This is a genomic window from Poseidonocella pacifica (assembly GCF_900111875.1).
GTDB classification, from domain to species: domain Bacteria; phylum Pseudomonadota; class Alphaproteobacteria; order Rhodobacterales; family Rhodobacteraceae; genus Poseidonocella; species Poseidonocella pacifica.
Map to the genome: position 1 here is coordinate 555098 of NZ_FOJU01000003.1, position 14166 is coordinate 569263.

15 protein-coding genes are annotated in these 14166 nt (G+C 61.1%); 3 read left to right on the top strand and 12 right to left on the bottom strand.

Annotation, left to right across the window (positions count from 1 at the left end):
- Positions 1-93: 93 nt before the first annotated feature.
- Positions 94-468, top strand: a complete 375-nt coding sequence (locus tag BM234_RS11280) for a hypothetical protein (RefSeq protein ID WP_092064752.1) — start codon at positions 94-96, stop codon at positions 466-468.
- Here the strand turns inward: BM234_RS11280 and BM234_RS11285 are convergent.
- Genes BM234_RS11285 through clpS form a run of 3 tightly spaced genes read right to left on the bottom strand, consistent with a single transcriptional unit; the run spans position 465 to position 2622 of the window.
- On the bottom strand, positions 465-1268 hold the full coding sequence (locus tag BM234_RS11285; RefSeq protein WP_092064755.1) for an SDR family NAD(P)-dependent oxidoreductase: 804 nt from the start codon (positions 1266-1268) through the stop codon (positions 465-467). The two genes, BM234_RS11280 and BM234_RS11285, sit on opposite strands and share 4 nt — an antisense overlap.
- A 15-nt stretch (positions 1269-1283) precedes the next feature.
- On the bottom strand, positions 1284-2261 hold the full coding sequence (locus BM234_RS11290; protein WP_092064758.1) for a class I SAM-dependent methyltransferase: 978 nt from the start codon (positions 2259-2261) through the stop codon (positions 1284-1286).
- Between the two features lie 22 nt (positions 2262-2283).
- Positions 2284-2622, bottom strand: coding sequence for an ATP-dependent Clp protease adapter ClpS (gene clpS / locus BM234_RS11295; RefSeq protein WP_092064761.1), 339 nt, complete (start codon positions 2620-2622; stop codon positions 2284-2286).
- Between the two features lie 93 nt (positions 2623-2715).
- Between clpS and BM234_RS11300 the strand changes: the two genes are divergently transcribed.
- Together BM234_RS11300 and BM234_RS11305 are read left to right on the top strand one after the other, a co-directional pair.
- Complete coding sequence (locus BM234_RS11300; RefSeq protein WP_092064764.1) at positions 2716-3426, top strand: HAD family hydrolase; 711 nt, start codon at positions 2716-2718, stop codon at positions 3424-3426.
- A gap of 188 nt (positions 3427-3614) precedes the next feature.
- Positions 3615-5021 (top strand): D-alanyl-D-alanine carboxypeptidase family protein, encoded by a 1407-nt coding sequence (locus BM234_RS11305; RefSeq protein WP_092064767.1) that lies wholly within the window; start codon positions 3615-3617, stop codon positions 5019-5021.
- Between the two features lie 15 nt (positions 5022-5036).
- Here the strand turns inward: BM234_RS11305 and ccoS are convergent, their stop codons facing one another.
- The 9 genes from ccoS to ccoN all read right to left on the bottom strand — a co-directional run bounded on the left by ccoS (position 5037) and on the right by ccoN (position 14011).
- Positions 5037-5228: a cbb3-type cytochrome oxidase assembly protein CcoS gene (gene ccoS, locus BM234_RS11310; RefSeq protein ID WP_092064770.1), complete on the bottom strand. Its 192-nt coding sequence runs from the start codon at positions 5226-5228 to the stop codon at positions 5037-5039.
- Positions 5225-7402: a heavy metal translocating P-type ATPase gene (locus BM234_RS11315; protein WP_092064773.1), complete on the bottom strand. Its 2178-nt coding sequence runs from the start codon at positions 7400-7402 to the stop codon at positions 5225-5227. The genes ccoS and BM234_RS11315 overlap by 4 nt, the downstream gene beginning before the upstream one ends.
- Positions 7403-7405: 3 nt before the next feature.
- Complete coding sequence (locus tag BM234_RS11320) at positions 7406-7861, bottom strand: FixH family protein (protein ID WP_092064776.1); 456 nt, start codon at positions 7859-7861, stop codon at positions 7406-7408.
- A complete protein-coding gene (gene ccoG / locus BM234_RS11325; RefSeq protein ID WP_092064779.1) occupies positions 7858-9291 on the bottom strand; it encodes a cytochrome c oxidase accessory protein CcoG in 1434 nt (477 codons plus the stop codon). Before ccoG ends, BM234_RS11320 begins: the two co-directional genes overlap by 4 nt.
- Before the next feature lie 148 nt (positions 9292-9439).
- Positions 9440-10303, bottom strand: coding sequence for a LysR family transcriptional regulator (locus BM234_RS11330; protein ID WP_342714678.1), 864 nt, complete (start codon positions 10301-10303; stop codon positions 9440-9442).
- A 335-nt stretch (positions 10304-10638) separates the two neighbouring features.
- Complete coding sequence (gene ccoP / locus BM234_RS11335; RefSeq protein WP_092064785.1) at positions 10639-11484, bottom strand: cytochrome-c oxidase, cbb3-type subunit III; 846 nt, start codon at positions 11482-11484, stop codon at positions 10639-10641.
- Complete coding sequence (locus BM234_RS11340) at positions 11481-11660, bottom strand: cbb3-type cytochrome c oxidase subunit 3 (protein WP_092064788.1); 180 nt, start codon at positions 11658-11660, stop codon at positions 11481-11483. Before BM234_RS11340 ends, ccoP begins: the two co-directional genes overlap by 4 nt.
- Before the next feature lie 9 nt (positions 11661-11669).
- A complete protein-coding gene (ccoO, locus tag BM234_RS11345; protein WP_092064791.1) occupies positions 11670-12398 on the bottom strand; it encodes a cytochrome-c oxidase, cbb3-type subunit II in 729 nt (242 codons plus the stop codon).
- Positions 12399-12412: 14 nt separating this feature from the next.
- Positions 12413-14011 carry a cytochrome-c oxidase, cbb3-type subunit I gene (gene ccoN / locus BM234_RS11350; RefSeq protein WP_092064793.1) on the bottom strand — a complete coding sequence of 533 codons (1599 nt, stop codon included), beginning with the start codon at positions 14009-14011 and terminating at the stop codon, positions 12413-12415.
- Positions 14012-14166 lie beyond the last annotated feature (155 nt).

Genomic DNA, 14166 nt, shown 5'->3' on the forward strand with positions numbered 1-14166 from the left:
TCTCCTATCGGCAGTCCGGCGCTTCTAGCAAGGCGTGGCCTCTTCCGCCATAGGGGCCCGCGCGCTAGGATCGCATCCAACTGGAGGTGCCATATGTGGAAATTCGCCCTGCCCGCTGTTCTGATCATCGCCGGCTGCGCCAGCCCGCAGCAACAATGCGTCTCCCGCGCGAACAAGGACCTGCGGGTCATCGACCGCCTGATTGCGGAGAAGCAGGAAATCGTGACCCGTGGCTATGCCGTGGTGACCGAAACGGAAACCCGCACCCGATTTGAGCGGTGCCGCGATGAAGACGGCGATGCACGGCTTTGCCGGGTAGAGCGAGACTTTGAGAGGACGCGCCCGGTGGCGGTCAACCTTGAGGAACAGCGGGATATCCTGCGTCAACTACGGGCCAAACGCGCACAGCTCGCGGATGAGGCGCAATCGAGAATTGCTGCCTGTCGCACTGCCTACCCAGAGGGCTAGTGCGCGGGGGCGGCCACCGGATCAAGGAGGGTCCGGCCTCCATCGACAGTCATGATCTGACCCGTGACGAAGCCCGCGGCTTCGGAGCAAAGGAACTGAACCGATCCTGCCACCTCGGCGGGATTGGCGATGCGCGACAGCGGCGTGTGATCCTCTATGTCCTCGCGGTAATCGCTGTTTTCCTTGAGCGTATCACGGAGGCTCTGGCTCATGACGGAACCAAAGGCCACGGAATTGACCCGGATCCGCTCCGGCGCGAGCGCCACGGCCATCGATCTGGTAAGTTGATCGAGCGCGGCCGAGCTTACGGAATACGCCAGAAGATCGGGATGCGTGCGGCGTGCGGCAATGGAGGAAAGGTTCACGATAGACCCTGCGCTCCCCTGATCCTCAGGGTTCGACTGTTTGATGAACCGGCGAGCCACGGCTTGCGACAGTCGATATGCCGTCATGACATTCTGGTCGATCAAGGTGCGCAGCGTTTCGCCGTCCCCCTCGAGGCAACTGGAGGACATCATCTGGCGACTTGCATTGATGAGGATATCCACGCGATCGAAGTTATCGAGTGTAGCGGAAAGCAGGTTGGCGATCGTCAGCTTTTCCCGGAGGTCACCCGCGAAGTAAGCAACATGCTCTCGGTCATCCGACCATTCCGCCAGTTCATGGAGCAATCGGCCTTCGTCCATGTCTGCAAACATGACACGCGCGCCTTGGCCCACGAAATGCCGACCGATGGCAAGCCCAACACCATTGGCCGCCCCGGTGACGATGGCCGTGCGCCCTTCGATGGAATATGACAACAGTTGTCTCCAGTCCTAGTGTCTAGGTTTGGCGGCCCGCAGGATCTTGAAACCGCGGTCCCCGCCAATTTCTTCTGTTTGCCCAAATCGTTCGGCAAGCGATACCTCGTAAGGCAAATGCCGGTTGGCTACGAGTAGGAGTTGCCCTTTCGGCGCAAGCATCCCGGCCGCTGCCGCAATAAAGGCCTGTCCAAGAGCGGGATCGGCATTGCGTCCCTGATGAAACGGCGGATTGGTGATGATCACGTCAGGTTTCTTTTCAGGGGTCCAGCGCGTCGCATCCGCCCAGTGGAACGCGGCCCTCGGATCGTCCAAATTCATGCGGGCGCAATCCAGGGCGCGGCCATCAGCCTCTACCAGATCGAGTTTGGTAATCTCCTCAGAGGTGCCAAGCGCATGCTTTGCGAGAAAGCCCCACCCTGCACCAAGATCCACGACATGGCCCGACAGCCCTTCGATCTCGGCCGCGAGCAAAACCGAAGCCTTATCCGGACCGTCCGCGGAGAAGATGCCCGGCGCAGTCACGAAACCGCCCTCAATCGTGCGTTGGCCTTCGGCCCACTGCGCCGGAGGCTCTTGCCCGGCGGCAATGCTGAACACCTTGCCATGGGCCTTGGACCATGCAGGGGAAACCGCCGCGTGCTTGCCGATTTCACGATAGAGACTGTCGACACCGTGGACCTTCGCCCCGTTGACAAGGACCTCCGCACCGCTGCGCATTGCGGCATGCAAGTGGGCCCGCGCCAAATCACGTGCGCGTGGAAGGAAAACGATGACCACGGCGACATCTTCCGGCAGCGTCTCCGCGCGATCATACCCAAATGGCCCGAGCGCATCATGCACCAACCGATCCCGGCTGATCACAACGGTCCGATCCTTGGGCAAACCCCAAAGGTCTTGCTCGACCACCGGACCAAGGGTCGCGATGGTGCCCTCTTCAGGAAGCGCGACGATCCCCGCATCCAGAGCAAGTGTCAGGCGCGCGGCACTCATGGGGCGGAGCGAGGACAGAGTCTCACTCTTTCTCCATCGTGCATTGCAACGGGTGCTGATGACGACGCGCGAAATCCATCACTTGGGTGACTTTGGTTTCGGCAACCTCGTGGGAAAATACCCCGACGACGGCAAGACCCTTTTTGTGGACGGTGAGCATGATTTCAAACGCCTGTGCGTGGTTCAGACCAAAGAAACGTTCCAGCACATGGACCACGAATTCCATCGGCGTATAGTCGTCGTTAAGCAGAAGCACCTTGTAGAGAGGCGGGCGTTTGGTCTTGGGCTTGGTATCGACCACTACCGAACCGTCCGGCGAGTGGCCGGGGGGATCTGCCATCATGCGAGGAGGTAGGGGCATAGTTCGGGTCAATCCACTCGTATCTATATGGGCTTTCTATATAGCCAATGCCGGCCGACAGAAAAGAGTGCGGTTCACGAAAAGGGCACAGATATGACGCGAAAGCTATCCATCGTCGGTTTCGATGCCGACGATACGCTCTGGCACAACGAGCGCGTGTTCAAACTCAGCCAAGATCGCTTTGCAGCTTTGCTCGCCGACGAAACCCCGCCGGAGAACCTTATGGCACGGCTGGAGGCGGCAGAGAGGCGAAATCTCGGGCACTATGGTTACGGGGTCAAAGGCTTCACGCTCTCGATGATCGAAACCGCCATCGAAGTCACCGACGGACGGGCGTCCGCGACCACCATACAAGCGCTGATCGACATCGGGCGCGAGATGCTCGAACACCCGATCGAGTTGCTGGAAGGCGCACGGGAAGCAGTCGAATCGGTTTCGCGGTCGCATCGCGTGTTGCTGATCACCAAAGGCGACCTTTTGGACCAGGAGCGCAAACTCGCGCAGTCCGGCTTGGGCGATCTGTTCCATGGGGTGGAGGTTGTCAGCGAAAAGACGCCGACCGTGTACGAGACGGTTTTCCAGAGGCATGGCAGCACCGGAGAGCACGCCTTGATGGTGGGCAACTCTTTGAAATCCGACGTCCTTCCGGTGATCGAAACGGGTGGTTTCGGTGTCTACCTCCCTCATGCCCTGACTTGGGCGCTGGAACGCGCCGATCCTCCCGAAAGCTCACACCGATTTTACCAGATCGAGCAACTTTCGGCCCTTGGCGAGGTGCTTTCGCGCATTGAGGGAGATGCGTGAGCATTTTGGGGCAGCAAAACATGCTTGCACAAGATATAGCCCTTTAACACTTCCGTAACCAAAATCGGTTTTTCCCTTAGATGTAAAGGGTTTCTCCGCGCAGGCTGATGTGCTAACATCAGATCAATTAACGTTGACCGGACGGAACAAGTTTCGGCAATGAGGCACAGTAAAAAGAGGCAGGCACCATGAAGGCATGGCTTGGGTCATCGGCCCATCGTTCACCCGTGATCGTCGTACTCATCACACTTCTGGCACTTTCTCCGATCTCTGCGATTGCCGCGCCCTACGCGGCCATGGTGATGGATGCCAGAACAGGTGAGGTTCTTCATTCGCGCAACGCCGACACGCGGCTTCATCCCGCCTCCCTGACGAAGATGATGACACTCTACACCGTGTTTCAGGCAATCGAAGCCGGAAAGCTGAGCCTTGATCAGAAGATTACCATTTCCGCCAATGCAGCAGCAGAGCCGCCCTCGAAGCTGGGTTTGCGCAAGGGCCAGACCATCGCGCTGCGCTACTTGATCCGCGCCGCGGCAGTGAAATCGGCGAACGATGCGGCGACCGCGCTTGGCGAGGCTGTCGCAGGGTCAGAGGCCGCCTTTGCACGGCACATGAACCGCACGGCCAAATCCCTCGGGATGACCCGCACCACCTTCAAGAACGCACATGGCCTGACCGAGCAGGGGCATCTTTCCACCGCGCGGGACATGTCGATCCTCGGCCGTCACATGCTCTATGATTACCCTGAGTACTATAACCTCTTCTCCCGCCGTTCGACCCATGCCGGTCTGCGCGAAGTTGCCAATACGAACCGTCGCTTCCTCGCGGCCTACAAGGGCGCCGATGGTATCAAGACGGGGTACACCCGCGCGGCGGGCTTTAACCTTGTCGCCAGCGCGGAGCGTGGTCAGACCCGCATCATCGCGACCATGTTCGGGGGCCGCTCTACGGCGCAGCGCAACGAACGGGTGGCCGAACTGCTTGATATGGGTTTTGCACGCGCCCCTCGTGTGGCCCGCCTGCAAAAACCGCATAAGCCCGGATTTGAGGGCGTAGGTGTTGCCGTCGCAACAGTCACCGCCGTCAAACGCAGCTTGTTCCCACAGGCACGACCCATCGTAGCGACCGCAGCCGTCGTCGCGGCTATGGAAGCTCCTGCTGCCGTCGCAGTCGATCTCAAGGACGACATTGCCGAAGCCGTAGCGCTCGCCGCAACGACGCCAGAAGGTGCCGCGCCCATCCCCGTGATCGCCAGCCCGACCGGTCTGCCGCCGGTCCGTCCGGCGGCGCTTATGGAATCCCGGGCGAACTCGGAGCCAGAACTTGAAGTCGTGACCCGGATCAGTTCCTCTGGCGGGCGTCTGTGGGGGATCAATGTGGGCCGGTATGGGTCGCGCTATCAGGCTGAGAGGATCCTGTTGCAAACGGCCCTGACGGAGATGTCCACTCTTGATGGAAGCCTGCGCAAGGTTGTAAAATCGCCACGGGGATACGATGCCCATTTCGTGGGAATGACACAGGAAACCGCGGCTCTGGCCTGTCGCCGGCTACAGGCGCGACAGGTGGAATGCTCGCCCTTCGGACCGAGTTGACCCACTGACAGGATGTTAAACGGAGGGACCGGGGCCATCGCTCCGGTCTTTTGGTTTTGGACCGTCTTCCCAATCATCAGACAGCACGCGCCACGCATCGCCTTCGAGATCATCGTACTGACGTGCGCGGAGGGTGTAGAGAAACGCAACCAGCCCTGCAGCGCCGAGGCAAAGCGAAATGGGGATCAGCAGGACGAGTACGTTCATGTCCGCCCCCCGAGCCTCAGCGCATTGAGCGACACCGTTATGGAACTGGCGGACATGGCGAGCGCCGCGATCAACGGGGTCGCAAAGCCAGCCACCGCCAGCGGTACGGCCAGCACGTTGTAAAGCGTCGCGAGGCGGAAGTTCTGCCGAATGCGTTCGGTCGCGACCCGGGATGTGCGATGCGCATCGGCGATAGGCGAGAGATCCGTCCCGAGCAGGACAATGTCGGATGCCGCGCGCGCCGCGTCGAGCGCTGACGCCGGAGAAATCGCGACATGCGCCGAAGCGAGCGCGGCTGTGTCGTTCAATCCATCCCCCACGAAAAGCACCTTGCGACCTTCGGAAGCCAAGCCGGAAATCCGAGCCGCCTTTTGCTGGGGGCTCTGCCCTGCTGCCCAATCTGCTATCCCGACCTCCTCGGCGATGCGCCGTGTGACGGTGGACCCATCGCCTGATAGCAGAAGAACCGCCAAACCTCTTTCCTGAAAAGTGTGGACCAGCTTCTCGGCCCCCGGGCGGAGGCTGTCGGTGAAGGCAAATTCCACGGGGGGGTCTTCGCCTACTCGAAGCCAGCTCGCAGTCTCCCTGCTGGCCGGAGCACCGAGCCAATCACCGCGCCCCAACCGCACGGGTTGGCCCTTCCACATCCCCTCAACCCCGCATCCGGGAACTTCGCTTATGTCGGTCACGACCGCCGCACCTACCCCCTTGTCATCCAGCGCCGCCGAGAGCGCTTGGGCCAGCGGGTGGTCAGAGGCTCCGGCCAAGGAGCGTGCGATTGCGGCCTGCTGCTTTGGTATCTTCTCGCGGTTGAGAAGTCGGAACTGGCCCGTCGTCAGCGTTCCGGTCTTGTCGAAAGCCACCGTATCAATTTCGGAGAGTCGCTCCAATGCCGTGGGGTGCTTTAGCAAAAGCCCTCGACGAAAGAGGCGCCCGGAGGCGGCGGTTGTCACTGCGGGCACAGCAAGGCCAAGAGCGCAGGGACACGTGATGATCAAGACCGCAGCGGCAATGTTGATGGCAACCCGCGCATCCTGCGTCGCGACGAACCAACCCGCAAACGCAAGCGCCGCGAGGATATGAACCCCCGGCGCATAGAGCTTTGCGGCCCTGTCAGCGAGCGGAGTGTACTGCGCACGGCCAGACTCGGCGAGGGCGACGAGATCGGCGATGCGGTGCAGCGCGGTATCGCGCCCCACGGCTGTAGCCCGCACGATCAACGGGCCCGTCAGGTTGACTTCGCCCGAGGTGACGACTCCATCCGCCGCGACAGGTTGAGGCAGCGTTTCCCCCGTCAGAAAACTGCGATCAAGTTCGGAGCGCCCCTCGACCACGATCCCATCGACCGGAATCCGCCCGCCGGGGCGTACCCGCACCAAATCGCCGACGGCGACTGATGCAAGGGGGACCTCCTCTTCCACTTCGCCGCGTAGCAACAGGACGCGGGGCACCTCCAACGCCGTCAGCTCTTCGGCAGCCGACCGCGCCGCGGCTCTCGCGCGGTGGTCGAGATAGCGCCCGGCCAAAAGAAAGAAGGTCAGCGCGATGGCAGCGTCGAAATAGGCATGTTCTCCCGAAAGCGCAGTTTCCCAAAGCGATGTTGCGACCGCCAGCAAAATCGCAAGCGTGATCGGAACATCCATGTTGAGGCGGCGAACCCGAAGCGCGGCATAGGCATTGGCGAAAAACGGTTTTGCGGAGAAGGCGATTGCCGGGAGGGTTATCGCGGCCGAAACCCAATGAAACAGATCCCTCGTGGCATCGGTCGCCCCCGACCAGACCGCGACAGACAGCAACATGACATTCATCGACGCAAAGCCCGCCACGGCGAGACGCATCAGCAAATCCCGGCCCGCACGATCCGTTTCGGTGGCACTGAAGGCCCCCGCATCCAGCTCATGCGCTTCATAGCCCGCTTCCCGAAGCGCCATGATGAGATCGCCCGGACGCACCTCCTCCTCTGCCTCGACACTCGCGCGCTTCAACGACAGATTCACGCGGGCAGTGCGGACGCCGGGATACTTAGTGAGAACCCGTTCAACGCCGGCGATGCAGTTCACGCAATGTATCCCCGGCAGGGAGAGTTGCACGGAGGCGGTTTCCGCCGGTTTGGCAAGGCTTTCGGCGGCGGGGGCGGCCGCGCAAGCCGGACATGCCGAAATCACGCTGGCCATGGCCTAGTGCACGTCCAGAATGACGCGCTGAGTGAAGACTGTTCCATCCGGCGCAGAAGCGGTCATGCGAATGTTCCAATTGCCGGGCCGCAACGTTAGCGGCGCGCGGAACGCCCCCTCAGAGAAAGTGAAGACAGGGCTGATATCCTCCTTCACATGGGTTGCGCGGCCTATCGAGGCATCCAGATTACGAACGTCTACGGGGGCTCCTTCGGCGTCCTGAATGAAAAGCACCACTTCTCCTGCCGTCGCTTCCGCGCGCACCTGCCATCCGAGCGCCTCTTGTGAGGCACGGCGTTGATCAAAGCTCTGGGAGGCGACATAGGAATTGCGCACTTCGAGGCCGGGGAAGGTCCGCACCGCGCTGAAGGCAAGTACGAGGTTCACCCCGATGATGATCCCGAAGGCCCCGATGAAGAGCGTCAGAACGTGCCACCCCCTGAGTTCGAACGTGTTCATCGATTATCCCTTCCGTTGAACACCGACGCCTCAGAAGCGCGTTCGGCGTTGCTTAGATCCTCGACCCAGAACCGGATCTCGCTGCGTTCCGCCTGCGCCGGGGCGGAGGTCGCGGGTGCGTCGACATAAACGCGCTGAAGACGGGTGCTATCCGGGCCAACCGTGACAGTTGCGTCGGAGGCGCCCTCAAGCACGATGCGCAAGGCAGGATCACCGGTAACCGTGACGTGAAACGGGCGCGCATCCCCCTGTTTGTTGCGCAAACGGATGTCGTAGACATTGCGCACCGTCCCGTCAGACATGGTGATGAACGTGGGATTGCGTACCGGAGCGACGGTCAATTCGATGTCCGCACGGATGAAGAGCGCAAAGACCAAGCCAAGGCCGACCAGCCCCCAAAGCGCGGTATAGATCATGGTCCGCGGCCGAAGAATGTGCCGCCAGATCGGGGTTGGCGCTTTGCCCGCCCGCTCCGCCGGTTCGTCGGATAACGCGAGGTAGTCGATCAATCCGCGCGGTTTGCCGATCTTGGTCATGACGTCATCACAGGCGTCGATACACAAGGCGCAGGTGATGCATTCGAGTTGCTGGCCATCGCGGATGTCTATCCCCATTGGACAAACGTTCACGCAAGCCATGCAATCGATACAATCGCCCAAGCCTTCTTCCGAAACCTTGCGATGCTTGCCGCGCGGCTCCCCGCGCCAGTCGCGGTAAGCGACCGTGATCGTATCCTCATCCATCATAGCCGCCTGAATCCGGGGCCATGGGCATGCGTAGATACAGATCTGTTCCCGAGCGAAGCCCCCAAAGGCGAAGGTCGTCAGTGTAAGAATCGCCATGGTGATATAGGCGGCGGAATGCGCCTGTAGCGTGAAAAGGTCACGCAGAAGCGTGGGCGCATCCGTGAAGTAGAACACCCATGCCCCACCGGTGGCCAACCCGATGAGAAGCCACAAGACCCATTTCGTCAGGCGCAGCCGTGCTTTGCGCAAGGTCCACTTGGATTGCCGATGGAGACGCAGCCGTGCGTTGCGGTCCCCTTCTACCCACCGCTCCACCAGAATGAACAGGTCAGTCCAGACGGTTTGGGGACAGGCATAACCGCACCACACACGGCCCAACGCCGAGGTAAATAGGAACAGACCCAACCCCGCCATGATAAGAAGGCCCGCGACGAAATAGAATTCATGCGGCCATATCTCGATCCAGAAGAAGAAGAAGCGCCGACCCGCGAGGTCAACAAGCACGGCCTGATCCGGAAGGTTCGGCCCCCTGTCCCATCGAATCCAGGGCGTGATGTAATAGATCCCAAGCGTAATCGCCATCAGCACCCACTTGAGGTTGCGAAAGCGGCCAGAGACGCGGCGCGGAAAGATCGGCTCGCGCGGGGCATAAAGATCGGGCTGGTCGGGGGTTGTGGTGGCCATGGGTGTGAACTGCGCGCCTTTGGGTCTTTGGCATCTTCTGACAGACTGCGAGGGTTCGCTCCTTGACTTGAATCAAGAACCGGCTTTTGCGGTGCAATTGTCATAGAAACGCGGATAAGGCGCAGCGGCCGCGCCATCGCGGCAGTCTTCAGGTCTCCGGACGGAGCTTTTCGCACGCAAGCCAGCGGAGGAATTCACGGACGGGCGCACGTTGCACCCCGGGCCGCGTCAGGATGAAATACCCCTTGGAGCCATCTTCGGAGAACAGCAGCCTCAACCGACCCGAGGCGATATCCTCCTCGACAAAGCAGCGCACGGTAACGGCGATCCCCTGCCCCGTCCGCGCCCCGTCGATCAGCAGGTTTCCGGGCACCTGAAGCATGCCGCCCGGCCGATCCATCACGCCCCTGCGACGCAGCCAATCCGTCGACTCGTTTGTCCCGTACTCTTCAAGCCACGGGTGGCGCAAAAGGGCCTGGGCACCATCGACGGGCCCCTCACCCACGAGCGATGGTGCCGCCACGACCACGAGCGGGGACTGAATGAGCGGCACCACATCATGACCCGGCCAGTTTCCGTCGCCATAGCGAATGGCCACGTCAATTCCCCCCGGTTCGAGCGAGACAAGCGCGGGTGTCGGGTTCAGCATGACATCGAGGTGCGGCGCTCGGGCGCTGAACCGCGGCAAGCGCGGCATGAGCCAGAGAGCGGCAAAGGTCGGAGAAGTCGATATCTGTAACGCGCGGACCGCGTCGGCTCCGGTCAGAGCATCAAGCTCACGCGCCATGAGGTTGAAACCGTCGCGTGCGGATTGCGCGAGCCGCGCTCCTTCGGGCGTCATCACCGTTCCGCGCCCGGCCCGGCACAGCAAGGACACGCCGAGACGCGATTCAAGAGCCCTGAGTTGCTGAGAAACAGCGGCATGGCTGACGTTGAGCGCATTGCCCGCAGCGGTCATAGAGCCCGTCTCTGCAAACACTGCCAGCGCCCGTAAAGCCGAAAGGGAAGGCATGTCCCGCCAGTTCACTTGCTAGTTTACCTTACACCTCGAAAAAATCGCTGACTCGCATGGTGCCTCCATTCGCCCCAGTATGAAAGCATAAACGGGATTGCAGGAGACGAACCGATGATGGGAATCTTTGCCAACACTTTCCGGACAGCGACACGCACGGACCAGCCTTTGCGCACTGAGCCGCGACCGGAGCAAACCGAGGCTCACAGGATCTGGGTCCGGCGGGTTTTGTCCGTATCGGTCTGGAGAACCGGCCCCCGCACCGGCGCATAGCGTGATATCGCGCCGCCCCTGTCCGTAGTCGCGGGTAGGGGCGGCGCCTCGTGTTCGCACCGCTACTCGCCGCCGCCAAGGCCATGGACATAGGTCGCGACCGCGGCGATCTCTGCATCGCTCAAGCGATCTTGCCAAGCGGGCATGACCCCGTAGCGGGAATATTCGACCGTATGACGGATGGTCTCATAATCACCACCATAGAGCCACACAGCATTGCTGAGGTTGGGCGCACCAAGAGACTGATCGCCCTCGCCTGCCGCGCCATGACAGGCAGAGCAGTTGTCGGCGAAGACATCGCCACCTGCCGCCACGAGATCTGCCTCGCGAGGCTCGCCCGAGAGTGACATGACATAGTTGACCACCTGATCGATTTCGTCGTCTTCGAGGATCTCGCCGAAAGCAGGCATTTCCGAATAGCGCGCCATGTCGGATTGGTCATTCCGTATGCCATGCTGGATCGACTCGTGGATCGCCTCGATCGACCCACCCCAAAGCCACTCGTCATCCAGCAGGTTGGGATAGCCCTTTGCACCGGCCGCACCCGACCCATGGCATTGCGCGCACCAAGTGCGGAAAACCGCGCCACCGGAATTGCGGGCGAAACCGTCGAGCACAGGATCTGCAGCGATCTCCGTCAACGGGGTTTCCGCTAGCCGCGCCGTGATTTCGGCGTTCGCGGCTGTTGCAGCAGCGATGTCTTCGGCGATATTGGCGCGCGTGGACCACCCCATCACCCCCGCCGTGGCCGACCGGATGCCGGGCCAAGCGGGATAGGCGATGGTGTATCCGATACCCCACACAATCGTCGCGTAGAAGACCCAAAGCCACCATCGCGGCAGCGGGTTGTTGAGTTCTTCGATCCCGTCCCATTCATGGCCGGTTGTCTCGACATCCCGTTTTTTCATGTCCGATCCTCCGAGGCAGGGCGATCATCGTGCCGGAAGGGGATCGCGGCGGTATCCTGATGGGTTTTGCGGGCTCCGGGACGAAAGACCCAGAGGATCACACTGACGAAGACCGTGAACAGCAGGAGCAGCATCCAGCTGTCGGCGAATTCGCGGAGCAGGGAATAGGTGTGCATTGCGGCCTCCTAACGGCTGGCGTCTGGGGTGAAGGTTGAGAAATCGACGAGGGTGCCAAGCATCTGAAGATAGGCGATGAGGGCATCGGCCTCTGAAATGCCCGGCGCGCCATCGAAATTGCGCACCTGAACGGCCTCGCCATAGCGATCCAGCAACCCGTCATAGTCGCTGTCGGGATCGGCCTGGGCCTTGAAGTCGGCATAGGCGGACTCGATCTGCTCGTCGCTATACGGCACGCCGACGATCCGGTGTGTCGCCAAGAGATCCTCGATATGCGTCGCATCGATGAGACGCGCTTCCAGAAAGCCGTATTTCGGCATGACGGATTCAGGCACGACGCTTTGCGGATCGCGCAGATGGTCGACATGCCATTCGTCCGAGTAGCGCAGGCCAACGCGGGCAATATCCGGACCCGTCCGCTTGGACCCCCACTGGAACGGATGATCGTACTTGGATTCCGCGGCGAGCGAGTAGTGACCATAACGCTCCACCTCGTCCCGCATGGGACGGATCATTTGGGAATGGCACACATAGCAGCCTTCGCGGATATAGATATCTCGCCCGGCCAGTTCGAGCGGCGTGTAGGGGCGCATGCCCTCCACATCCTCGATGGTGTTCTCCAGCCAGAACAGCGGTGCGATCTGGACGATGCCGCCAATGGTGACCACGAGAAAGGACAGAACCAACAGAAGCGTTGCGTTGGTCTCGATGAACTTGTGCTTGTCGAGAATTGCCATGGGCCCAAGCCTCCTTATTCGGCCGGGACGGCTGCGGCGGATGCGACCTTTTCAGGCACACGTATCGCAGTCATCCAGAGATTGTAGCACATGATGAGCGCCCCCACGAGGAACAGCACCCCACCCAGACCGCGCACGACATACATCGGGAACTTGGCGGCCACCGTGTCGGCGAAGGAATTCACAAGGAAACCATTGGCATCCACTTCGCGCCACATCAGGCCTTCCATGATACCGGTGACCCACATCGACGCCGCGTAAAGAACGATACCGATGGTCGCGAGCCAGAAGTGCCAGGAAACGAGAGACAGCGAATAGAGCCGCTCCCGGTTCCAGAGTTTGGGCACGAGGAAATAGAGCGCGCCAAAGGTGATCATGCCGTTCCATCCGAGCGCACCGGAATGCACATGGCCGATGGTCCAGTCGGTGTAGTGGCTGAGCGAGTTGACGGCGCGGATCGACATCATCGGTCCTTCGAACGTGCTCATCCCGTAGAAGCCGACGGAGATCACAAGCATCCGCAGGACCGGGTCGGTGCGCAGCTTGTCCCAGGCACCCGAGAGGGTCATCAGCCCGTTGATCATGCCGCCCCAGGAGGGCATCCAGAGGATGATTGAGAACACCATGCCCAGCGTCGAGGCCCAGTCAGGCAGCGCGGTATAGTGCAAATGGTGCGGTCCCGCCCAGATATAGAGAAAGATCAGCGCCCAGAAGTGGATGATCGACAGCTTGTAGGAATAGACCGGACGCTCGGCCTGTTTCGGGATGAAGTAGTACATCATCCCCAGGAAGCCGGCTGTCAGAAAGAACCCAACGGCGTTGTGCCCATACCACCACTGGGTCATCGCATCCTGCACGCCGGAAAAAACCTGCACCGACTTGGAGCCGAAGATCGACACCGGTAGCGAGAGGTTGTTGACGATATGCAGCATCGCCACGGTCACGATGAATGCGAGGAAGAACCAGTTGGCTACATAGATATGGCGTTCGCGCCGGGTCATGATCGTACCGAGGAAGGCGATCAAATAGGCCACCCAGACGATGGTGAGCCAGATATCCACGTACCATTCGGGTTCGGCATATTCCTTGGATTGGGTTGCCCCGAGAAGGTAGCCGGTGGCCGCAAGAACGATAAAGAGGTTGTACCCCCAGAAAACGAACCAGCCGAGGTTGCCGCCGAAGAGACGCACGGCCGAGGTGCGCTGCACAATGTAGAACGACGTCGCGATAAGCGCGTTGCCCCCGAAGGCGAAGATCACCGCCGACGTGTGTAGCGGACGCAGGCGGCCGAAGTTCGCATAACCTTCGGCCCACTCGAAGTTGAGCGCCGGAAAAGCGAGTTGAAACGCGATGAAGGTTCCGACGAGAAACCCCGCGACCCCCCAGAAGGCGGTTGCGATCACGCCTGCTCTTACGGGACCATCCATGTAGCCGGTCTCAGCCACCGGCACTGGCTCATCAATGCGGCGCAGGGTGCGCAGGAAAAGCCCGCCAGCAACCAGCATGATGATGATCGCATGGACCGAATAGGCGAGGTCGCGCCCGTAATTTGCCGCGATCATCGCCGCGAGGGTCACAAGACCCAGCGCGATGAGTTTGACGTAGTTCGACATGATCTGTCCCTTCGGCTTGGACGCCCCCCGTCTGCCGCGGGTGGGCGGAAAGTCTGGGGGAGGTTCTGAACGATCGCGGCGGCCCCTACCTTGATCTGGGTCAAGCATCGGCGCCCCACGGTTTGATCAGGGTCAAGGTGAGGCTCCGCGGGCGA